This window comes from Thalassobius sp. MITS945101 (genome assembly GCF_047123305.1).
GTDB lineage: Bacteria > Pseudomonadota > Alphaproteobacteria > Rhodobacterales > Rhodobacteraceae > Thalassobius.
In genome coordinates this window covers 587,497-609,336 of sequence record NZ_CP138918.1, presented here as the reverse complement: position 1 = coordinate 609,336, position 21,840 = coordinate 587,497, and the positions used below count along the sequence as shown (strand labels likewise).

At 59.4% G+C, this 21,840-nt stretch carries 21 protein-coding genes and 1 tRNA gene; 14 read left to right on the top strand and 8 right to left on the bottom strand.

Features of this window, described 5'->3' with window-relative positions; translation table 11 throughout:
- Positions 1–91: 91 nt before the first annotated feature.
- The 9 genes from SIC14_RS03190 (at position 92) to SIC14_RS03150 (ending at position 10,525) form a co-directional block, all read left to right on the top strand.
- A complete protein-coding gene (locus SIC14_RS03190) occupies positions 92–1,993 on the top strand; it encodes an AMP-binding protein (RefSeq protein ID WP_412565814.1) in 1,902 nt (633 codons plus the stop codon).
- A complete protein-coding gene (locus tag SIC14_RS03185) occupies positions 1,990–2,811 on the top strand; it encodes an ABC transporter ATP-binding protein (protein ID WP_412564389.1) in 822 nt (273 codons plus the stop codon). The genes SIC14_RS03190 and SIC14_RS03185 overlap by 4 nt, the downstream gene beginning before the upstream one ends.
- 42 nt (positions 2,812–2,853) lie before the next feature.
- Positions 2,854–3,855, top strand: a complete 1,002-nt coding sequence (locus tag SIC14_RS03180) for a branched-chain amino acid ABC transporter permease (protein WP_412564388.1) — start codon at positions 2,854–2,856, stop codon at positions 3,853–3,855.
- On the top strand, positions 3,855–4,082 hold the full coding sequence (locus SIC14_RS03175) for a hypothetical protein (RefSeq protein ID WP_412564387.1): 228 nt from the start codon (positions 3,855–3,857) through the stop codon (positions 4,080–4,082). The genes SIC14_RS03180 and SIC14_RS03175 overlap by 1 nt, the downstream gene beginning before the upstream one ends.
- A gap of 6 nt (positions 4,083–4,088) precedes the next feature.
- Complete coding sequence (locus SIC14_RS03170) at positions 4,089–5,165, top strand: branched-chain amino acid ABC transporter permease (RefSeq protein ID WP_412564386.1); 1,077 nt, start codon at positions 4,089–4,091, stop codon at positions 5,163–5,165.
- Positions 5,166–5,244: 79 nt separating this feature from the next.
- Positions 5,245–6,528, top strand: a complete 1,284-nt coding sequence (locus tag SIC14_RS03165) for an ABC transporter substrate-binding protein (RefSeq protein WP_412564385.1) — start codon at positions 5,245–5,247, stop codon at positions 6,526–6,528.
- A gap of 77 nt (positions 6,529–6,605) precedes the next feature.
- Complete coding sequence (locus SIC14_RS03160; RefSeq protein WP_412564384.1) at positions 6,606–7,430, top strand: ABC transporter ATP-binding protein; 825 nt, start codon at positions 6,606–6,608, stop codon at positions 7,428–7,430.
- 91 nt (positions 7,431–7,521) lie between these two features.
- On the top strand, positions 7,522–8,742 hold the full coding sequence (locus SIC14_RS03155; protein WP_412564383.1) for a phenylacetate--CoA ligase family protein: 1,221 nt from the start codon (positions 7,522–7,524) through the stop codon (positions 8,740–8,742).
- Between the two features lie 178 nt (positions 8,743–8,920).
- Positions 8,921–10,525: a peptidoglycan-binding protein gene (locus tag SIC14_RS03150; RefSeq protein ID WP_412564382.1), complete on the top strand. Its 1,605-nt coding sequence runs from the start codon at positions 8,921–8,923 to the stop codon at positions 10,523–10,525.
- A gap of 82 nt (positions 10,526–10,607) precedes the next feature.
- Here SIC14_RS03150 and ykgO read toward each other — a convergent pair whose 3' ends face one another.
- Together ykgO and SIC14_RS03140 are read right to left on the bottom strand one after the other, a co-directional pair.
- Positions 10,608–10,733 (bottom strand): type B 50S ribosomal protein L36, encoded by a 126-nt coding sequence (gene ykgO / locus SIC14_RS03145; RefSeq protein ID WP_058319430.1) that lies wholly within the window; start codon positions 10,731–10,733, stop codon positions 10,608–10,610.
- A 73-nt stretch (positions 10,734–10,806) separates the two neighbouring features.
- A tRNA-Val gene (locus SIC14_RS03140) sits at positions 10,807–10,881 on the bottom strand.
- A gap of 152 nt (positions 10,882–11,033) precedes the next feature.
- Here SIC14_RS03140 and SIC14_RS03135 point away from each other — a divergent pair.
- Positions 11,034–11,894: an N-formylglutamate amidohydrolase gene (locus tag SIC14_RS03135; RefSeq protein ID WP_412564381.1), complete on the top strand. Its 861-nt coding sequence runs from the start codon at positions 11,034–11,036 to the stop codon at positions 11,892–11,894.
- Positions 11,895–11,937: 43 nt separating this feature from the next.
- On the opposite strand, the gene SIC14_RS03130 is transcribed toward SIC14_RS03135, so the two are convergent.
- The 3 genes from SIC14_RS03130 to SIC14_RS03120 all read right to left on the bottom strand — a co-directional run bounded on the left by SIC14_RS03130 (position 11,938) and on the right by SIC14_RS03120 (position 14,280).
- Complete coding sequence (locus SIC14_RS03130; protein WP_412564380.1) at positions 11,938–12,396, bottom strand: carboxymuconolactone decarboxylase family protein; 459 nt, start codon at positions 12,394–12,396, stop codon at positions 11,938–11,940.
- A gap of 25 nt (positions 12,397–12,421) precedes the next feature.
- The gene (locus tag SIC14_RS03125; protein WP_412564379.1) at positions 12,422–12,922 is read right to left on the bottom strand and encodes an RrF2 family transcriptional regulator; all 501 of its coding nucleotides are present in this window, start codon (positions 12,920–12,922) and stop codon (positions 12,422–12,424) included.
- 89 nt (positions 12,923–13,011) lie between these two features.
- Complete coding sequence (locus SIC14_RS03120; RefSeq protein WP_412564378.1) at positions 13,012–14,280, bottom strand: DNA polymerase IV; 1,269 nt, start codon at positions 14,278–14,280, stop codon at positions 13,012–13,014.
- An 85-nt stretch (positions 14,281–14,365) separates the two neighbouring features.
- On the opposite strand from SIC14_RS03120, the gene SIC14_RS03115 reads away from it, so the two are divergent.
- On the top strand, positions 14,366–14,794 hold the full coding sequence (locus SIC14_RS03115) for an NUDIX hydrolase (RefSeq protein ID WP_412564377.1): 429 nt from the start codon (positions 14,366–14,368) through the stop codon (positions 14,792–14,794).
- On the opposite strand, the gene pyrF is transcribed toward SIC14_RS03115, so the two are convergent.
- The gene (pyrF, locus tag SIC14_RS03110) at positions 14,791–15,486 is read right to left on the bottom strand and encodes an orotidine-5'-phosphate decarboxylase (RefSeq protein ID WP_412564376.1); all 696 of its coding nucleotides are present in this window, start codon (positions 15,484–15,486) and stop codon (positions 14,791–14,793) included. The genes SIC14_RS03115 and pyrF overlap by 4 nt on opposite strands.
- 123 nt (positions 15,487–15,609) lie before the next feature.
- Complete coding sequence (locus SIC14_RS03105; RefSeq protein ID WP_412564375.1) at positions 15,610–15,864, bottom strand: hypothetical protein; 255 nt, start codon at positions 15,862–15,864, stop codon at positions 15,610–15,612.
- Positions 15,865–16,095: 231 nt separating this feature from the next.
- On the opposite strand from SIC14_RS03105, the gene clpB reads away from it, so the two are divergent.
- Positions 16,096–18,714: an ATP-dependent chaperone ClpB gene (clpB, locus tag SIC14_RS03100; RefSeq protein ID WP_412564374.1), complete on the top strand. Its 2,619-nt coding sequence runs from the start codon at positions 16,096–16,098 to the stop codon at positions 18,712–18,714.
- An 84-nt stretch (positions 18,715–18,798) separates the two neighbouring features.
- A complete protein-coding gene (dgt, locus tag SIC14_RS03095) occupies positions 18,799–20,148 on the top strand; it encodes a dGTP triphosphohydrolase (protein ID WP_412564373.1) in 1,350 nt (449 codons plus the stop codon).
- 85 nt (positions 20,149–20,233) lie between these two features.
- Here the strand turns inward: dgt and SIC14_RS03090 are convergent, their stop codons facing one another.
- Positions 20,234–20,707, bottom strand: a complete 474-nt coding sequence (locus SIC14_RS03090; RefSeq protein WP_412564372.1) for a DUF302 domain-containing protein — start codon at positions 20,705–20,707, stop codon at positions 20,234–20,236.
- 206 nt (positions 20,708–20,913) lie between these two features.
- Here SIC14_RS03090 and msrP point away from each other — a divergent pair, with 206 nt between their 5' ends.
- The gene (gene msrP / locus SIC14_RS03085) at positions 20,914–21,822 is read left to right on the top strand and encodes a protein-methionine-sulfoxide reductase catalytic subunit MsrP (protein WP_412564371.1); all 909 of its coding nucleotides are present in this window, start codon (positions 20,914–20,916) and stop codon (positions 21,820–21,822) included.
- The last annotated feature ends 18 nt before the right edge of the window (positions 21,823–21,840 follow it).

The following is a 21,840-nucleotide window of genomic DNA, read 5'->3' as shown; positions in this document are numbered from 1 at the left end:
GCATTTGGGAGGAACAGAATTGGCACAGTCGTCACAGGCGACGGGTGGACTGCAGTCCATTCCGGCGCTGTTGAACCGTAACGCCACCGAGATGGCGGATCGTCCCGCCTACCGGGAGAAGGAATTCGGGATCTGGCAGAGCTGGACCTGGCGTCAAACGCAGCGTGAGATCAACAATCTGGCCCGTGGTCTTTTGAACCTCGGCGTGAACGAAGGGGATTTCATCGCCATCATCGGCCGCAACCGGCCTTACATGTATTGGTCGATGGTCGCCGCCCAGTCGGTTGGCGCCGTGCCGGTGCCGCTTTACCAGGACGCCGCCGCCGAAGAGATGGCCTATGTGCTGGACCATTGTGGCGCCCGTTTCGTGATCGCCGAAGATCAGGAACAGGTTGATAAGGTCATCGAGATTCAGGATCAGCTGCATCAGTTCGAGCATATGATCTACCTCGATCCGCGCGGCATGCGGAAATATGACCACACCCAATTGCATGAATACAGCCACGTGCAGGAACAGGGCTGGGCCGCTCGGGATGAATTGACCCCCGAGCTGGAACGCCGCCGCGCAAAGCTTGATTACAATTCGACCTGTGTGATGCTTTACACTTCGGGCACCACCGGCAAGCCCAAAGGTGTTGTTCTGTCGAACCGCAACGTGATTGAGAGCGCCAAGAACTCTTCGGAATTTGACCATCTGCGGCTGGACGAAGAAATCCTTGCCTACCTGCCGATGGCCTGGGTTGGTGATTTCATCTTCTCGGTTGGGCAGGCCTATTGGTGTGGGTTCTGCGTGAACTGTCCCGAAAGCGCCGAAACCCTGACAGTTGATCTGCGCGAGATCGGGCCGACCTATTACTTTGCGCCACCGCGGGTGTTTGAAACCCAGCTGACCAATGTGATGATCCGGATGGAAGACGCCAGTGCGCTGAAGCGCCGGATGTTCCACAAATACATGGAGCACGCCAAGAAAGTTGGCGGCGACATTCTGGACGGTCGCCCTGTTGGTTTCATGGATCGGGTGAAATACGCGATCGGCAACCTGCTGGTTTATGGTCCGTTGAAAAACACCCTTGGCTTCAGCCGCGTGCGTGTGGGCTATACCGCCGGTGAAGCGATCGGGCCTGAAATCTTTGATTTCTACCGCTCCTTGGGGATCAACCTGAAACAGCTCTACGGTCAGACCGAAGCCACCGTTTTCATCACCGCACAGCCGGATGGTGAGGTGCGTTCGGACACCGTGGGTGTGCCGTCTCCCGGCGTTGAGTTGAAGATCGACGACAACGGCGAAGTGCATTACCGCAGCCCCGGTGTGTTTGAGTACTACTACAAGAACGAAGAAAGCACCAAAGGCACCAAAGATGCCGAAGGCTGGGTTGCCACGGGTGACGCGGGCTTCATCGAGAAAGACACCGGCCATCTGCGGATCATCGACCGTGCCAAGGACGTTGGCAAAATGGCCGACGGCAGCCTGTTTGCGCCGAAGTATGTTGAGAACAAGCTCAAGTTCTTCCCCAACATTCTGGAGGCTGTGACCTTCGGCAATGGCAAGGACAAGTGCATGGCCTTCATCAACATCGATCTGACCGCCGTGGGCAACTGGGCCGAGCGGAACAACATCGCCTATTCCTCTTATCAGGAACTGGCCGGCCACCCGCAGGTGCTGGAGACCATCAAGGATCACGTCGAAGAGGTGAACCGCTCGGTGGCTCAGGATGAGATGCTGTCGGGCTGTCAGATCCACCGTTTCCTGGTGCTGCATAAGGAACTGGATGCGGATGACGGTGAAATGACCCGCACCCGCAAGGTGCGTCGTCGGATCGTGGAAGAGAAATTCGCCGATCTGGTCGATGCGCTCTACGGCGGTAAGGAAGAGATCTACACCACCACCGAGGTGACCTACGAAGACGGCCGCAAAGGCTCGATCAGTGCCAACCTGACTCTGATCGATGCGGCTGTGGCCCCGGTGACCCATGCGAAGGTGGCAGCAGAATGAGCGATCAGATGACAGAAGGCTACATCACCGAGGACGGCCGCAAAATTGGCGGCACCTTGATGGAGATGAAAAACATCACGCTGCGTTTTGGCGGGGTGAAGGCAATCACCGACATCAGTTTTGACATCAAGGAAGGCGAAATTCGCGCCATCATCGGCCCGAACGGCGCTGGTAAATCCTCGATGCTGAACGTGATCTCGGGCTTCTACGTGCCGCAGGAAGGTGAGGTTTGGTACAAAGGCGCAAAACGCCCGCCGATGAAGCCTTACCAGGTGGCCCAGCAGGGCATCGCGCGGACCTTCCAGAACATCGCGCTGTTTGAAGGCATGTCCGTGCTCGACAACGTGATGACCGGCCGCCTCAACCACATGAAAACCAACATTTTCCAGCAGGCCATCTGGAAAGGTAAAGCCGAGAAGGAAGAGGTGGAGAACCGCGAAGTTGTTGAGAAAGTCATCGACTTCCTGGAAATCCAGTCAATCCGGAAAACCCCGGTAGGGCGTCTGCCTTATGGTCTGAAAAAACGGGTGGAATTGGCCCGCGCGCTGGCGGTGGAACCGCATCTGCTGCTGCTGGACGAACCGATGGCGGGCATGAACGTCGAAGAGAAAGAGGACATGAGCCGCTTTATCCTTGATGTGAATGACGAATTTGGCACCACCATCGCCCTGATCGAACACGACATGGGTGTGGTTATGGACCTGAGCGACCGCGTGGTTGTGATGGACTACGGCAAAAAAATCGGGGACGGCACCCCGGACGAAGTGCGCAACAATCAGGACGTGATCGACGCCTATCTGGGGGTGAGCCATGACTGATCTTCGCGCACAACGCAATCAACTGGTTAAGGGGGCGTAACCATGCCTGAGCAGCTTCTCTTTGGGGCCGAGGTGGTCCTGAACGGCCTGATGGCAGGCGTTCTTTATGCTCTCGTCGCGCTGGGCTTTGTTCTGATCTACAAGGCCTCCGGCATCTTCAACTACGCCCAGGGTGTGATGGCGCTGTTTGCGGCCCTGACACTGGTGGGCATCATGGAGGGGCAGATCCCCTTCGCCCATCTGATCAACGCGCTGCTTGGCACCGAGGTGCATCACTTCGGCTGGCACGTGAACGCGGTGGTGGCGATTATCCTCACCATGGTGGTGATGGTTGGGCTGGCCTGGTGTGTGCAGAAATTCGTGTTCCGCCATCTGGTGGGGCAAGAGCCGATCATCCTGTTTATGGCCACCATTGGTCTCGCCTACTTCATGGAAGGTTTCGGCGACATCATGTGGGGCTCGGACATCAAGAAACTCGATGTGGGCCTGCCGCAGGGTGGCAGCTTCTGGATCGAAGAAAACACCCAGTGGCTGGGGTTCGGCAACGATCGCTTCTACGGCTTCTTCCTGGACAAGCTGGACATTGTTGCGACCGGTATCGCGATTGTTCTGGTGGCCGCGCTGGTGCTGTTCAGCCAGTACACCAAACAGGGTCGCGCCATGCGGGCTGTGGCGGATGACCACCAGGCCGCGCTGTCGGTTGGCATCTCGCTGAACTTCATCTGGGTCATGGTCTGGTCGGTTGCAGGCTTTGTTGCACTGGTGGCAGGCATCATGTGGGGCGCCAAATCGGGCGTGCAGTTCTCGCTGTCGCTGATCGCGCTGAAGGCGCTGCCGGTTCTGATGCTGGGCGGCTTCACCTCGATCCCCGGCGCCATTGTCGGCGGCCTGATCATCGGCGTGGGGGAGAAACTGTTCGAATTCATCATCGGCCCGATGGTCGGCGGTGCAACCGAGAACTGGTTTGCCTATGTGCTGGCGCTGATCTTCCTCGTGTTCCGCCCGCAGGGTCTGTTCGGCGAAAAGATCATCGAGAGGGTCTGATGCAGAAACTGATCGCCATCATCACTGTGGTGTCCTGGTCGGGCTTCTGGGCCTTCGGATACATCGCATTGACCGCGCAGGGTCTGACCGAACAGCAGATCCTGACCGCGACCAGCCTGGCTGGGCTGGGTTTCTTGACCGGGATCGGGGCCTATCTGGCCCTGTCCAAAGGACACACCATCAACAATACCGCGCTGGCCTTCCGCCACGCGCAGCAGGAAGGGTAAGGCACAATGTTTTATCGTGAAGCGGGTGACTTTAAGACCACCTATGTCGATGACAACCAGACCTTCCCGATCAAGTTTGATCGGTATCGGTACTACGCTGTCCTGTTCTTTGCTTTCCTGATCGTTCCCTTTGTCATCAATGACTACTGGGTGAACGCCGTGTTCATGCCGTTCCTGATCTATTCGATCGCGGCGATTGGCCTGAACATTCTGGTGGGCTATTGCGGACAGGTTAGCCTGGGGACCGGCGGGTTCATGGCGGTGGGCGCCTATGCGGTCTACAAGCTGATGACGGCCTTCCCCGAAGTGAACATCTTTTTCCACATCCTGATGGCCGGCGGCATCACCGCGATGGTCGGTGTGGCCTTCGGCCTGCCGTCGCTGCGGATCAAGGGCTTCTATCTGGCGGTGGCAACACTGGCGGCGCAGTTCTTCCTAGTGTGGCTTTTCAACAAGGTGCCGTGGTTCTACAACTACTCCGCATCGGGCCAGATCTCGGCCCCGGAACGCACTGTGTTTGGTATCGCGGTCACCGGCGCGAAGGTTGAGGCCTGGGCCGCCTATCTGTTCTGCCTTGTCTTTGTGACCATCTGCGCCATCATTGCCCGCAACCTGACCCGCGGCACGACCGGCCGGAAATGGATGGCTATCCGTGACATGGACATCGCCGCCGAAATCATCGGTGTGGATCCGCTGAAATCCAAGCTCTCGGCCTTTGCGGTCAGCTCGTTCTTCATCGGTGTGTCGGGTGCGTTGTTCTTTGCGGTGTACCTGGGTGCGGTGGAAGTGGGCGAAGCCTTCGGCATCAACAAATCGTTCCTGGTGCTCTTTATGATCATCATTGGCGGCCTTGGCTCGATCTTCGGCTCCTTTGCCGGCGCGGCCTTCCTGGTGCTGCTGCCCGTGCTGCTGAAAAACGTGCTGGTTGGCCTGCTGGGCTGGCCAACCGATCTGGCGGCACATCTTGAATTCATGATCGTGGGGGCGCTTATCATCGTCTTCCTGATCGCGGAACCCCATGGCCTCGCCCAACTGTGGCGCGTGGCCAAGGAGAAGCTGCGGCTTTGGCCCTTCCCGCACTAAGGGGCGGGCCCAAGCCACGGCCGGGCCGATTGGCCCGGCATACCGAACATCGGATTTAACCAAGGGAGGAGTGTTACCGATGAAGACCAAACTGATCACCGCAGCCGTTGCTGCAATGGTGGCGGCCAGCCCCGCAGTTGCGGACCTGACCTTTACCTCGCTCAGCTACCGGACCGGCCCCTATGCGGCAAACGGCATCCCATTTGCGGATGGCTATGCTGACTATTTCACCCTGCTGAACGAGCGTGACGGCGGCATCGGCGGTGAGAAAATCAACTTCCTGGAATGTGAGACCGGCTATAACACCGAAAAAGGTGTGGAATGCTACGAGTCGACCAAAGGCGAAGGCACTCTGGTGTACCAGCCGCTGTCGACCGGTATCACCTACCAGCTGATCCCCAAAGTCACCGCAGACGGCATCGCGATGCACACCATGGGTTATGGCCGTACCTCGGCCAAGAACGGTTCGGTGTTCTCGAACGTTTTCAACTACCCGATCAACTATTGGGATGGTGCCTCGGTTGCGATCAACCACCTGCTGGACGAAAACGGTGGCGACCTGAGCGGCAAGAAAGTCGCGCTGGTCTATCACAACTCGGCCTACGGCAAAGAACCGATCCGTACCCTGGAAGAGCTGTCGGGCAAACATGGTTTCGACCTGAGCCTGCTGGCCGTTGACCACCCCGGTCAGGAACAGAAATCGCAGTGGCTGCAAATCCGCCGTGAACGTCCTGACTATGTGATCATGTGGGGCTGGGGCGTTATGAACCAGGTCGCCATTCAGGAAGCTGTAAACATCCGCTTCCCGATGGAGAACTTCATCGGTGTTTGGTGGTCCGGTTCGGAAAACGACGTGAAGCCTGCTGGCGACGCGGCGAACGGCTACAAGGCTGTGACCTTCCACAATGTGGGCGCGGACTTCCCGGTGTTTGACGACATCCAGAAGTACGTTGTTGACGCAGGCAAAGCGGCCGGTGCAGGCGATCAGGTGGGTACGGTTCTGTATAACCGTGGTCTCTACGCCGCCTATCTGGCGCATATGGCTGCCGAGAAATCGCAGGAAATCGCTGGCACCTCGGCAATCACTCAGGCCGACATGATCAAGGGCATGGAAGCGCTCGAGGTCACGCAGGCGCTGATGGACAAACACGGTCTGGCAGGCTTCGGCCCCGACTTTGCCGTGTCCTGCGAAAACCACGGTGGTCCGGGCCTCGGCGCGGTTCAGCAGTGGGATTCCGCAGCAGGTGAATGGAGCCTGATCACCGGTTTCGAACCTTCGGACAAAGAAGTGATCGATGCTCTGGTGATGGAAGACTCCACCGCCTACGCCGCCGAAAACAACATCGAAGCGCGCTGCAACTAAGCGCTCCTCCCTGTCTGGCCGCACCGCCGTGTGCGGCCAGACTCCTGAACAAGAGATAACCGGAAAGTAGACACGAGATGCTGGACGCAGGACGCACCCAAGAGACCCTTCTGGAGGTCAACAACATCGAGGTGATCTATAACCACGTGATCCTGGTGCTGAAGGGCGTGTCCCTGAAGGTGCCCAAGGGCGGTATCACCGCGCTTCTGGGCGGCAACGGGGCGGGTAAGACCACAACCCTCAAAGCGATTTCCAACCTGCTGCATTCCGAACGTGGCGAAGTGACAAAGGGCACGATCAACTATCGCGGCGAAGGCGTCGCGGATCTGAGCCCCGCCGCGCTGGTGGACAAAGGTGTGATCCAGGTGATGGAAGGCCGTCACTGTTTTGAACACCTTACAGTGGAAGAAAACTTGATGACCGGCGCCTATACCCGTTCCGACGGCAAAGGTGCAGTCGATGCGGATCTGGAGATGGTCTACAACTATTTCCCCCGTCTGAAAGAACGCCGCAAAAGTCAGGCAGGCTATACCTCGGGTGGGGAACAGCAGATGGTTGCTGTGGGCCGCGCCCTGATGAGCCGCCCTGAAACCATCCTGCTGGACGAACCCTCGATGGGTCTGGCACCGCAGCTGGTGGAAGAGATCTTCAACATCGTGAAGAACCTCAACGAGAAAGAGGGCGTGACCTTCCTTCTCGCTGAGCAGAACACCAACGTGGCGCTGCGCTTTGCCCATTACGGATACATCCTTGAATCGGGTCGTGTGGTGATGGACGGTCCAGCCGCCGATCTGCGCGAAAACCCGGATGTGAAAGAGTTCTACCTCGGCATGTCGGACGAAGGCCGCAAAAGCTTCCGTGACGTGCGCTCCTACCGCCGTCGTAAGCGTTGGCTGAGCTAAGCTCCGCCCCTCGGGCCGCCCCGTTGCGGCGGCCCGGACCCCAAAAGCCAATAGCAAAGGGTGGCAAACACCCAACCCGGAGTAACCAGATATGAGCCGCTTTTTTGATGATCTTGAAACCCGCACAGCCGAGGCACGCGCCGAAGGCTATGCCAGCGCCTTGCCGGAACAGGTGGCGCGGGCGCAGGGGTTGGCAGGCTATGGCGACAGCCTGGCCGGTGTGGATGCCGGTGCCATCACCAGCGTCGCAGATCTGGCCAAACTGCCGGTGCTGCGCAAATCGGATCTGGTGAAGGCGCAGGGCGGCGCTTACCCCTTTGGGGGGCTGACCACCCGTCCGGCCAGCGGCTTTGCGCATATCTTCCAATCCCCTGGCCCGATCTATGAACCGGGTGGGGTTGATCATGACTGGTGGCGCATGGGCCGTTTCTTGCATGCCTGTGGCATAGGCCAGGATGACATTGTGCAGAACTGCTTTGGCTATCATCTGACCCCTGCGGGCATGATCTTTGAAAGCGGTGCTCGTGCCGTCGGGGCGGCTGTGCTGCCTGCGGGCACCGGCCAGACCGAATTGCAGGCCCGCGCCGCACATGATGTGGGGGTCACCGCCTATGCCGGCACGCCGGATTATCTGAAGGTGATCCTCGATAAGGCCGACACCATGGGTCTGAAGCTGAACATCACCAAGGCGGCTGTGGGAGGCGGGGCGCTGTTCCCCTCCCTGCGTCAGGAATACGCGGATCGCGGCATCGCCTGTCTGCAGTGCTACGCCACCGCCGATCTGGGAAACATCGCTTATGAATCCGATGCGATGGAAGGCATGATCGTGGATGAAAACGTCATCGTCGAAATCGTCCGTCCCGGTACGGGGGATCCGGTGGCCGAAGGGGAAGTGGGCGAAGTTGTCGTGACCACTTTGAACCCCGACTATCCTTTGATCCGTTTTGCCACCGGCGATTTGAGCGCCGTTATGGCGGGCACCAGCCCGTGCGGCCGGTCGAACCTGCGGATCAAAGGCTGGATGGGTCGTGCCGATCAGACCACCAAGATCAAAGGCATGTTTGTGCGTCCTGAACAGGTGGCCGATCTGGTGGCCAAACATGACGAGATCGCCAAGGCCCGGGTGATTGCCGACCGCGAAGGCGAAATGGACGTGATGACCGTGCAGATCGAAAGCGACAATGGCAATGCGGACAGCTACGCCCAATCGGTCGTCGATACCCTGAAGCTGAAAGGCAAGATCGAGGTCGTCGCCACCGGCAGCCTGCCCAATGATGGCAAGGTGATCGATGATCAGCGGGTTTACGACTGAAGACACCTCTAACCTGTCAGTAGGTTGATCTGGTCGGGGTGCGCCCCGGCCGTTTTTTTCGTCTAACGTGCTGGCAAACGGGCGAAATTCGGCTTGTTGCAATGGGATGACAGAATTTTCATCCCTGTTGCAAAGCCTTGGGGCTAAGGTGATGCGGTCTCTATAGGAGGTCTCAACAATGTATTTGTTACGCCATTTCACCGCCGCGCTGGTTGCCAGCGCCAGTTTTGCCAGCCCCCTCTGGGCCGAAGACATCGCCCTGGTCCTCACCAATCGGGTTTATGCCAACGGGCAGGAAACCAGCGCCTTGCGGTTCAATGATGCTGCAAGGGGGCTGCGCGCAGCCGGGTTCCGCGTGATCGGCGGCGATAACCTGCAATCCCGCGTCATGGCAGAGCGGGTGCAGGAATTCCGCAACGAACTGACCGCCGCTGAGGTGGAGCGTGTGGTGGTTCTTGTCTCTGGCCGGGTGGTCGCCAGCGAAGGCAACACTTGGTTGCTGGGGCGCGAATCTGGTCGGGTCTCGGATCTGACGGCACCGCTGCAAGGGGTCTCGCTGCATGCTTTGGACGGCATTGTGGCAGATTATCCCGGTCAGGCGCTGATGGCTGTGGCGCCCAGCTGGCGCAGTCGCCAAGCGCCGGGGCAGGGGCTGCGTATCGGGTTGGGGGCGTTCCCGCCTGGCCAGGGCGTGACGCTGATGTCGGGCTTTGGCAGCGACGTGGCCAAGGCGCTGGACGGTGTTCTCAATGGCACTGAGCCACTGGCCGATGTTGCGGCACGCATGCCGCATGGGGTCAGCCTCAGAGGGTATCTGCCGCGCAACACCGGCTTTGCCAGTTCCTCCCCCGACCCGGTGGACAATAGCGATGCCGCCTATTGGAGTGCGGTGCGTGATGTGAACTCGGCCGATGGGTACCGGGCCTATCTGCGCCGCTTCCCAAATGGGCTCTTCGTGGGGGAGGCCCGCCGCCTGCTGCAAGGGCTGGCGGATGAACCCCGCCGACAGGCCGAGGCCGAGGAACAGGCGCTGCAACTGTCGCGTCTGGACAAACGGGGCATCCAACGGGATCTGACCCTGTTGGGCTACGACACCCGTGGTGTCGACGGGGTCTTTGGCCGAGGCACCCGCGCTGCGATCAGCACCTATCAGCGCAGCCGTGGCTTTGAAGACACCGGCTATGTGACCCGCGCGATGATGACCCGCCTGTCCCGCGATGCCAGCGCCAAACGTTCCGAGGTGGAGGCCGAGGACCGTGCGTTTTGGCAGCGCACTGGCATCACCGGTCTGGAAGAGGATCTGCGCCGTTATCTGAAGCGCTATCCCAACGGGCTCTTTGCCGATGATGCACGTGCACAATTGGCAGCGATTGAACGCGAACGTGACGCGGCGGATGATGAACGGGCCCGTCTGGCCTGGCGTCTGGCGCAGGACGCCGACACTGTGCAGGCCTATCGCGATTTCCTGCGGCGCTACCCCGATGGTCCTTATTCCGATCAGGCCCGCGCCCGCATTCAGGAACTGCGCAACCCCGGTGTCACCGCCGAAAAGATCGCGCAGGACAAAGCCGAAGAACGCACCGTGGCGGGCAATCCCGTGGCACGTCTGCTGATCGAGAAGGGGCTGGAGAAAACCGGTCACAATCCGGGACAGGCAGATGGGCGTTTCGACAATCAGACCCGTAAGGCGATCAAATCGTTCCAACGCTCTGCCAACATCCCACCCACAGGCTATGTCACCCAGCAAACCATGGCGGCGCTGACAGCGGCCAGCCTGCGCTAAGCAGCCAACGGGCTAACCGCAAAAGAAAAGACCGCTTCGAATGAACGAAGCGGTCTTTTGAAAGCTCTGATGAGCGCGTCGCTTAGCCCTGACGGGCTTTGAAGCGAGGCTGCGTCTTGTTGATGACGTAGACGCGGCCCTTACGGCGCACGATACGGCAGTCGCGGTGACGCTGCTTCAGCGAGCGGAGCGAGTTCTTGACCTTCATGGGTCTTCTCCTTCTTCGCGGCGCGTCGTTTGCGCCTGGTTTCGCGGGTCGCCTCAGAGTGAAGCGAATGAAATGGTGGGCGGTACAAGGATCGAACTTGTGACCCCTTCGATGTCAACGAAGTGCTCTACCGCTGAGCTAACCGCCCATATCCCTTTACGGCTCCGTCCCCTCCCTCGAAAGAAAGGGGGGCGGAAATCCGCGCCGGTTGCGGTTCTATAAAAGGAGTCGTTGGGGGTTTCAAGGGCTTTTGGACAGAAGAATTTTGAGGCTATGGTATTTCTGTAAAAGGAGACACCCTTGCCCCGATCTGCCTATGAGATTGTACACCCCGACAAGCGCGTGACCAGTGTTGTTTTTGCCTCTCCGCATTCCGGCAGGGACTATCCCGCCAGCTTTGTGAAACGCACGATTCTGGACGAACACACCATCCGCACCTCAGAAGATGCCTTTGTAGACAGGCTTTTTGACAGTGCCACCCAGTTTGGTGCCCCATTTCTGAAGGCCGGTGCCCCACGGGCCTATATCGATATGAACCGCAGCGCTGACGAATTGGACCCCGCCTTGATCGAAGGGGTGCGCGGCGGCGGGCACAATCCCAGAATCGCCTCCGGGCTTGGAATCATTCCGCGTGTGGTGGCGAACGGGCGGATCATTTACAGCGGGAAAATGTCTTTGGCCGAGGCACAGGCGCGAATCTCGGGCTATTACCACCCGTATCACACCGCTTTGCAGAAACTTTTGGACGAATCGCACGCCCGTTTTGGAGAGGCGATTCTGGTGGATTGCCATTCCATGCCACATGAAGCGGTGGACGGCGTTGTGCGTGCGGGCAAGCCGCGGCCGGAAATTGTGTTGGGCGACCGGTTTGGTGCGGCGGCGGACACCGGGATTGTGGATCAGATCGAAAGCGCCTTTCTGGACGCGGGGTTTCGGGTCGCGCGCAATACGCCCTTTGCCGGCGCCTATACCACTTCGCATTACGGTCGCCCGTCGCGGCGGCAACATGCGGTGCAGATCGAGATTGATCGGTCGCTCTATATGAATGAGCAGTTGATCCGGCCCAACAACAACTTCTCAGCGTTCCGCAGCCTGTTGCGCGGTGTCATTGCGCGGATCGCAGAGATTGGCCAACGCGAGGAACGGCTGGCGGCAGAGTGACCGCACTGACCTCAAGGTCAGTGCGGCCCTTGTCGCTGCCCCGTCAAGCGGCCTGCGCGGCCGGTTGGGCATGTACCGCCCGGAAAGCAATCGATAGCCGGTTCCAGGTGTTGATCATGGTGATGACAGCCGTCAGCTGGATCAGCTCTTCTTCACTGAAAGCGGTTTTCATCGCTTCATAGGCGGCATCCCCAGGCGTTTGCGGCCCCAGACGGGTCAGCGCCTCGGTCCAGCCCAGGGCCAGACGTTCCCGTTCAGAATAGAGGAAGCTGTCGTGCCAGGCGGAGGTCAGGTAAAGCCGTTGTTCGGTTTCGCCATCATTACGGGCTTCGCGGGTGTGCATGTCGACGCAGAAGGCGCAGCCGTTGATTTGTGAGGCGCGCAGTTTCACCAGATGCATCAGGCTTTTCTCCAGCCCTGCCGTTTCAATTGTTGTGTTCAGAGCCAGAAAGGCTTGCATCAGTTCAGGGGCCGCAGCCCAGTGGTTCAGACGCGGTTTCATCATATTCTCCATTTTTGGTTAGGTCTTAGGTCGTTCGGACCCGCGCGTGGGCGGTAAAATAGGTTTCGGCGCGGTCAATGACGCGGGGATCGCCGGTGTTGAGGAATTCGCTGTTGAGATCCGCGATGCTGGTTTCGGCCAATGCAGCGCGGTAGGCCTGTTCGGCCTTCAACATGGCGCGGTTGATGTTGCAGGGCCGTGGGAAAGCGTCGTTGCCCAAGGTGCAGGGGCCGTTCTTGCGGATTTCCTTGCAACGGAATGCGGGTTCATTGCCCTCCACAGCCAGCACCACATCCAACAATGTGACGGTTTCGGCAGGGCGCTGCATCCGGTACCCCCCAGTGGGACCGGGAACCGAAGTCAGGATGCCCGCCTTCACCAGCGCTTTCAGATGTTTCAGCAGATAGCTGGAGGACACGCCGTGAAACTCGGCCAGATCGGCCGCCGCCATAACTGCGTTTTCGGGCAGCCCGGCAAGAGCAGAGGTGCAGTGGATAGCAGTTTCAACACCGTCGCTGAGTTTCATTGTGGACCTCTGGCTGGATTTGCTTGACTGATTCTGGATAAATATTATCCGGGATTTATCGAGTCCACAATAGCGATGTTTCCGCTAGCCTACCGCAGGGAGCGGCCCTTTTTGATCGCGTCTTTGCCAAAACGCTCGCGGATCGCATCGGTTGCTCGCTCCGCCTTGCTGCGGGTTGCGGCCTCGGGGTCCAGCAGATCTCTGGCCAGTCCGGCCTGCTCGGCATCGACCAGATTGGACAGTCCAACGCCGATCAGCCGGAACGGCCTACGGCTGGGCACCGCGTCAAACAGCGCGCGCGCTTCGCGGTAGACCACATCCGCCAACTGGGTGGCATCGCGCAGGGTATGGCGGCGCGAAAGGGTTTTGAAATCTGCAGTCTTCAGTTTCAGCGTCACCACCCGCCCTGCCAGATCCTTGGCCTTGGCACGGTCCGCGACCTTCTCGGCCAGCCGCCAGATATGGCCATCCAGCAGATCAGGGTCCGAGGTGTCCTCAAAAAAGGTGGTCTCATTCGAGATCGACTTCACCGGTTCACGTGCATTGACGGACCGATGATCCTGTCCCCGTGCCAGATGGTAAAGACGGTCGCCCATCTGACCAAAACGTTTGAACAGATCTTCCCGTTCCCAGCGCAGCAGATCGGTAAAGGTGCGAATGCCCGCCCGTTCCAAAGAGGCCTGCGCGGCAGGCCCTACGCCCCAGATCATCCGCACGGGTTTGTCCTTTAGAAAGGCAGGGGTTTCCGCTTTGCCGATCACCGAATAACCGCGCGGTTTTTCCAGATCCGAGGCGACCTTGGCCAGAAACTTGTTGTGGCTGAGACCGATCGATCCGGTCACGCCCAACTCGTCATGCATCCGTTTCACCAGACGTGCCAGCATCACGGCGGGCGGGGCGCCGTGCAGCCGTGCGGTGCCGCCAAGGTCCATAAACGCCTCATCCAAGGACAGCGGCTGGATGGAGGGTGTTAGCTCTTCCATCATCGCGCGGATTTGACGTGAAACCTCGACATAAACCTGCATGCGGGGCTTGATCACAACGGCATCGGGGCACAGCTTAAGGGCTTGAAACATCGGCATCGCCGATCGCACACCACGGATCCGCGCCACATAGCAGGCGGTGGACACCACCCCCCGTTTGCCACCGCCAATGATGACGGGTTTGTCCGCCAGCTCGGGATTGTCGCGTTTCTCGACCGAGGCATAGAAAGCGTCGCAATCCATATGGGCGATGGACAGGTTGAACAGTTCGTCATGCGCCACCACGCGCGGCAGACCACAGCTGGGACAGCGCAGGATGCCGCGGGCCTTGGGGGGCTCAAACTGGGTCAGACAGGATTTGCAAAGCGCGGGCATATCAAGGCACGGATTGATGTGAACAGGGGGTGAACATAGAGTATTGCTTAGACCGAGGGAAGCGATGTCAGCAGGATCGGGTGAAATGGGTGAAAAAGAGCAATCCGCGTTCAGAGGCGCGAAGCTGTTTCTGTTTATTGGCGATCAGCTGGCAGTGATGCTGCGCGATGACACGCCTGATATCCCCTGGCCGGATCATTGGGACTTCCCGGGCGGTGAGGCAGAGCCGGGTGAGACGCCAGAAGCCTGCGTTTTGCGCGAAACGGCAGAGGAGCTGACGATTGAGGTGCGGCTGACCTCGCTGGAGTGGGCGCAAGAGTTTACCTCGTCCACCGGCGCACCGGAGTGGTTCTTTGCCGCGCATCTACCGGTGGAACGGGGCAAGGAGATTGCGCTGGGGGATGAGGGGCAGGGCTGGGCGTTGATGTCGCCAGAAGACTATATCGCCCACCCCAAAGCCATCCCGCATTTTGCGGAACGGCTGAAGATGTATCTGCAGCAGCGCGGGGGTTAAGCGTCTGCCATTTCGGCCAGAATAGCCTCTGCCGCCGCGCGCGGGTTTTCCGCCTGCCAGACCGGGCGGCCCACCACAATGTGGTCTACACCGTCTTTGATTGCCTGCCCAGGTGTTGCGACCCGTTTCTGATCGCCAAGGGCTGCGCCGGCAGGGCGTACGCCGGGGGTGACGATCAAGCGGCCTTCGGCTTCGGGGAGGGCGCGGATCAGGGCGGCTTCTTGCGGTGAGGCGATGATGCCGTCGGCGCCTGCCTCAAAGGCTTTGCCGGCCCGTTCCTGTACCAGATCGCGGATGTCGCCGGGTTTGATCAGCGCGCCGTCCAGATCAGCGCGGTCCAGCGAGGTCAGGATTGTCACCGCGAGGATCTTCAGATCCTTGCCCGCCGCGCCTTCTTTGGCGGCTTTCACCACATAGGGGTCGCCATGCACGGTCAGGAAATCCAGATCAAACTGCGCCAGCCCACGCACCGCGTTTTCCACGGTGGCACCGATGTCGAACAGTTTCACGTCCAGGAAGATCTTCTTGCCGTGGTCCTGCTTCAGCTCATTGGCCAAGGCCAGCCCGCCACCGGTCAGCATGCCCAGGCCAATTTTGTAGAAGGAGACCGCGTCCCCCAGTTGTTCGGCCAGTTGCAGACCGGCAAGGGCATTGGGAACGTCGAGGGCGACAATGAGGCGATCGTCGGACATGAGAGGGCACTCCTACGGCTGGGTAAAACTGCGCTCTTTTGGCGGCATCAACCGGTCAGGTCAACCGGTCAGATGTGCTGAAACAGGGGCGTGCCCCTGTTTTTCTGGGCTTTCAGCCGTGGATCAGGCCAGCGCCGGATCAGCGTCGCGGATCGAGTTCGAGAAAGAGAAGCTGCGCCGCCCCGAACGGAATTCCGGCATCCGCGCCAGTTGACGCAGCGCTTCGGAGATCAGCGCCAGACGCGGGTTACGATCCTTGGGGTCCGTGACCGAACAGTGCATCTGAACATTCCCTTCCTCGCAATGCAGCGAGACAAAGCCACGCGCGGTGCCTTCGGTGGATTTCAGATCCGAAACTTCGATCTTGGTGATGTGCATTTTAACCTCTCCTTGGCGACTGCACCGTCTCAATTGGGACAGTCTTTCACATACTGATTAAGAACCTCTTGATTAGCAGTACGACGGGTTTTGCCAATTTTTGAGACCTTCAGAAGTATGGGTCTTGATCCAGCCCGCGACTCCCCCCACCTTGAAGTTGAGGCCCGAAACAGGGGCGTGCCGCCAAGCGGGCGCCTATTCCGACCGGGCGCTTGTAAAAAGGAGAGAACGATGGACTTGAATAAGTTCACGGAGCGTGCACGTGGTTTTGTCCAGGCGGCGCAGACCATTGCGATGCGGGAAAATCACCAGCGTCTGGTGCCCGAGCATCTTCTGAAAGCTTTGATGGATGATGATCAGGGGCTTGCCGCCAATCTGATCAAACGGGCCGGAGGCGCGCCGGACCGCGTGCGCGAAGCCGTTGAGACCGCCGTCGCCAAACAGCCCAGCATCTCTGGCGATGCGGGCCAGATCTATATGGACAATGCCACCGGCAAGGTGCTGTCAGAGGCTGAGGCGATTGCCAAAAAGGCCGGCGATAGCTTTGTGCCGGTAGAGCGGTTGCTGATGGCGTTGGCATTGGTCAAATCCCGCGCCAAAGACGCGCTGGAGGCCGGTGCTGTTTCGGCACAGAAACTCAATGGCGCTATCGACGACATCCGCAAAGGCCGCACAGCAGACACGGCCTCGGCCGAAGAGGGCTATGACGCGTTGAAAAAATACGCGATGGACCTGACCGAACGTGCCGAAGAGGGCAAAATTGACCCGATCATCGGGCGGGACGAGGAAATTCGCCGCTCGATGCAGGTGCTGTCACGGCGGACCAAGAACAACCCTGTGCTGATTGGCGAACCCGGGGTGGGTAAAACCGCCATCGCCGAAGGGCTGGCGCTGCGCATCGTGAACGGTGACGTGCCGGAATCGCTGCGCGACAAGAAGCTGATGGCGCTGGACATGGGCGCGCTGATCGCTGGCGCGAAATACCGTGGTGAATTTGAGGAGCGCCTGAAAGCGGTCCTGACCGAGGTGACGGAAGCCGCCGGTGAAATCATTCTGTTCATTGATGAGATGCATACCCTTGTGGGGGCAGGCAAATCCGACGGTGCAATGGATGCGGCCAACCTGATCAAACCCGCCTTGGCACGGGGCGAGTTGCACTGCGTCGGGGCGACAACGCTGGATGAATACCGCAAATATGTGGAGAAGGACGCCGCTCTTGCCCGCCGATTCCAGCCAGTGATGGTGGAAGAGCCAACGGTGGAGGACACGATCTCGATCCTGCGCGGCATTAAAGAGAAGTATGAGCTGCACCACGGTGTGCGGATCTCGGATTCCGCGCTTGTTTCGGCGGCAACCCTGTCGCACCGCTATATCACCGACCGTTTTCTGCCGGATAAGGCGATTGACCTTGTCGACGAAGCCTCTAGCCGGTTGCGGATGGAAGTGGACAGCAAGCCCGAAGACCTGGATCAGCTGGACCGCCAGATCCTGCAGTTGCAGATCGAAGGCGAGGCCCTGAAGCTGGAAGATGACGCGGCCTCCAAGGATCGCCTGGAAACGTTGGAGAAAGATCTGGCTGAACTGCAGGAACGCAGTGCGGAGCTGACGGCCAATTGGCAGGCTGGTCGGGACAAGCTGGCCTCTGGCCGGGAGCTGAAGGAGCTGCTGGACCGCGCACGCGCCCAGCTGGAGATCGCCAAACGCGAAGGCAATCTGGCCCGCGCGGGCGAGCTGTCTTACGGCATCATCCCCGATCTGGAGAAGAAGCTGGCGGATGCCGAGGCGCAGGAAAACACCGGCATGCTGGTGGAAGAAACCGTGCGTCCGGCACAGATCGCTTCGGTTGTGGAGCGCTGGACCGGGATCCCGACAGCGAAGATGCTGGAAGGTGAACGTGAGAAACTCTTGCGAATGGAGGAAGACCTCCACGCCCGAGTGATTGGCCAGAATGCAGCGGTCACGGCGGTGTCCAACGCGGTGCGACGCGCCCGTGCGGGCCTCAATGATGAGAACCGGCCGTTGGGCTCGTTCCTGTTTCTGGGGCCGACCGGAGTTGGCAAGACCGAGCTGACCAAAGCCGTGGCTGAGTTTCTGTTTGACGACGATAGCGCCATGGTGCGCATCGATATGTCGGAGTTCATGGAGAAACATGCAGTGGCCCGGCTGATCGGCGCCCCTCCGGGCTATGTTGGATATGATGAAGGGGGTGTGCTGACCGAAGCGGTGCGGCGGCGGCCGTATCAGGTTGTGCTGTTTGATGAGGTTGAAAAAGCCCATCCGGATGTCTTCAACGTGCTGTTGCAGGTGCTGGATGACGGGGTGCTGACCGATGGTCAGGGGCGTACGGTGGATTTCAAACAAACGCTGATCATTCTGACCTCGAACCTTGGTGCGCAGGCGCTTAGCCAACTGCCCGAAGGCGCGGATGCGGTGGATGCCAAACGGGATGTGATGGATGCGGTGCGGGCACATTTCCGCCCCGAGTTCCTGAACCGTCTGGATGAAACCATCATCTTCGACCGTCTGGGCCGTGGCGACATGGATGGCATTGTCGAAATCCAGCTGCGCCGGTTGGCGAAACGTCTGACCAGTCGCAAGATCACGCTGGAGCTGGATGAGCCGGCCAAAGTCTGGCTGGCGGATGCGGGCTACGATCCAGTCTTTGGGGCACGTCCGTTGAAGCGGGTGATCCAGCGCGCCTTGCAGAACCCGCTGGCCGAGATGCTCTTGGCGGGTGAGGTGCTGGACGGCGCAACTGTTGAGGTCAGTGCCGGTGCCGAGGGGTTGATCATTGGCGACCGTGTGGGCGCCAGCAACAAACCACGTCCGGATGATGCGGTGGTTCACTAACCCCGCTGAGACCAGTAGAACAGGCGGTCCTGCCCTTCGGGGCGGGCCCGTTTTGTGCGGCATAAAAGAAAAAGGGGCAGAGCGATGGCGGCAGAAATGAACTGGCAGCAGTTGTTGAATGCAGAACGGTATCAGGGACGCGGCGGGCCAGAACGGCCAGACCGCCCGAACCATGTGCAGGACGCCGATCGCATCATCTTCTCCGCGCCCTATCGGCGGCTGGCGAATAAGACACAGGTGCATCCGCTCTATGACATTGATCACCTGCGTCACCGGATGATCCATTCGCAAGAGGTGGCCAGCGTTGGGCGGAACCTTGGGATGCTGGTGGGGCATTGGCTGGAAACCGAAGGCCACATAGCGGCCGGTGCGGCCTATAAGGTTGCAGGCACGGTGCATGCGGCCGCCCTGGCGCATGACATTGGCAATCCACCCTTTGGTCATTCCGGCGAGGAATCCATTGGCCGCTGGTTTGCTGAGAAATTTGACGCGCCCCGCAGTATCTTTAAAGGCATCGACAGCAGCAAATGGACCGAGTTCACCAAGTTTGAAGGCAATGCGCAGGGCTTTCGTATCCTGACGCGGCTTGAAATGTATCGCAACGAAGGTGGCATGCGCCTGTCCAACGCGGTGCTGGGGGCCTTCACCAAATACCCAATGACCGCGGCGACCAAACAGGCGCTTGGCCCCGAGAGTTATGTCGGCGCCAAGAAGTTTGGTGTCTTTGACGCCGAAGCGCAGATCTTTGCCGATGCCGTCAAAGCGCTGGGCCTGCCAGAGGAAAACACGGACGGCTATCGCTGGTGGCGGCGTCACCCGCTGGTGTTCCTTGTCGAGGCGGCGGATGACATTTGCTACAACATCGTGGATCTGGAAGATGGCTTTTCGGCCGGGGATCTGCGGTTTGAACAGGTTGAAGCGCTGCTGGGGGCGTTGATCCAAGAGGAAAACAAACGCGACCAATCCAGCTACAGCGATTATGAAAAGGTCTGCTATCTGCGCGCCCGTGCCATCGGCAAAGCGATTGATGCCTGTGTGGAGGCGTTCCAGCAGAACTATGGGGCCATCATGGCCGGCACCTACTCGGGCGAGTTGATTGCCGACAGCGCGCTGGGCGATGCCTTCCGCGCCATCAAAACCGCCGCGCACGGGCAATTGTTTACCGCGCCACGCAAAACCAAACTGGAGGTGCGCGGCCGCAATGTGATCCGTCGGGTGCTGGACGGTATCCTGCCGGTCTTTGTGGCCCTGGAGCGGGCGGAATGGGACGTGGATCGGTTGCCGGACTATGAACGCCAGTTGGTGCGGGCCGTGTCTTTGGATTTGCGTGGTGTGGACAACAACTATGCGGCGCTACATGCGATGACCGACTTTGTCTCGGGTATGACGGACCGCTATGCGGTGGAAGTGGCGGAGCTTTTGTCAGGCGTCTGAGGGGACAGATCCGCAAAAAAAAGCCCGGCACATCGCCGGGCTTCGCCGTTCTAGTCACACTTTATATATCGGGCGAGCTGCTGGCCTATTCCCCGATGGCGGATTTCACGATCCCATCCAGCAGCGCCTCAACCTTCTGCATCGCGCCTTCGGGAAAGCTGCGATAGCCGATCATCGTCTCATCCGGCGTGTCCGGCAGAACCGCAACAAAGATGGTGTAGGGGCAGAACGAGATGTTCATCGGATCCGCTTCCATCACCTCACGTGACAGGCTGGCGGAGCAGAAGCTGTAGGACTTGGCTTCCGCAAACAGGTTAACATCAGATCCCACATCCTGACGGGTGCGTTCCAGCATGTCACCGATATGGCTGATGCTGTCGATCACCAGCCCTTCGTCCAGAATGGCGTTTTCCAGCCCGAAGATCACATCCTCAAAACTCTCTTGCGTGGTGTATTTCACCATCTCGGCGGAGGCCGCGGTGGCCGTCAGGACAAGCGCGGTTGCCAGCGAGGTTGCCAGTGCGGTCGCTAGGGCGGGAACAAAGCGGAAGGGTTTCATCGGGGGCCTCTTTCATTGCAGGTCGCATCTCGGGTGTGGACCCTAGCGCCTATCTGCGCGGCCACCATGACCTAGGTCAAGACATATTAGCGATCCGTAATATGTTCGCGATTGTTTCAATCCCTCAACGCCAATGTGAGACGATGTGGTTTGGCCCTTGCCGTCTCTGGCCTTAGGTTCCCCCTAACGGAATGAAAGGACACGCTATGGCCGGACGCTGGAAAAACGACCTGACTGAAAATGACGTCACCCTTGAGGGCAGCTACCTGTCGCGCCGCAGCTTGCTGGCGGGCATGGCGGGTGTTGGGCTGGCCGGTGTTACAGGGCTGCCGACCGTAGCAAAGGCCGAAGCGCTGAAAGCCAACACCTTTGAAGAGATCACCAGCTACAACAACTTCTATGAGTTCGGCACCGGCAAGGATGATCCCGCCAAGAACGCACATATGCTGACCACCGCCCCCTGGACCGTGAAGATCGACGGTATGGTCGACAAGCCTGGCGACTATCAGTTCGAAGACATCATGGCCAAGATGACCATCGAAGAGCGGCTCTACCGGTTCCGCTGTGTAGAGGCCTGGTCGATGGTGGTGCCGTGGAATGGGTTCGAACTTGCCGACCTGTTGAACTTGGCCGGGGTACAGTCGGGCGCCAAATACGTGGCTTTCGAAACGCTCTACCGGCCCGAGGAAATGCCGGGCCAGAAAACCCGAGTGTTGAAGTGGCCCTATGTTGAAGGCCTGCGCCTGGATGAGGCGATGCACCCGCTGACCATCATGGCCACTGGTATCTATGGCAAAGACATTCCCAACCAGAACGGCGCACCGCTGCGTTTGGTGGTGCCATGGAAATATGGCTTCAAGTCGATCAAGTCGGTGGTCCGCATCACCCTGACCGACAAAGAGCCCCCCACCAGCTGGAACCGCGCCAACGGGCGGGAATACGGCTTCTATAGTAATGTGAATCCTGAGGTGGATCACCCCCGCTGGTCGCAGGCCTCGGAACGTCGCATCGGTGGCGGGCTGTTTGCCAAACGGGTCCCGACGCTGAAGTTCAACGGGTATGAGACCGAAGTTGCCAGCCTCTATGACGGCATGGATCTGACGAAGTTCTACTAAAGCCCCTGTGACAGGAGT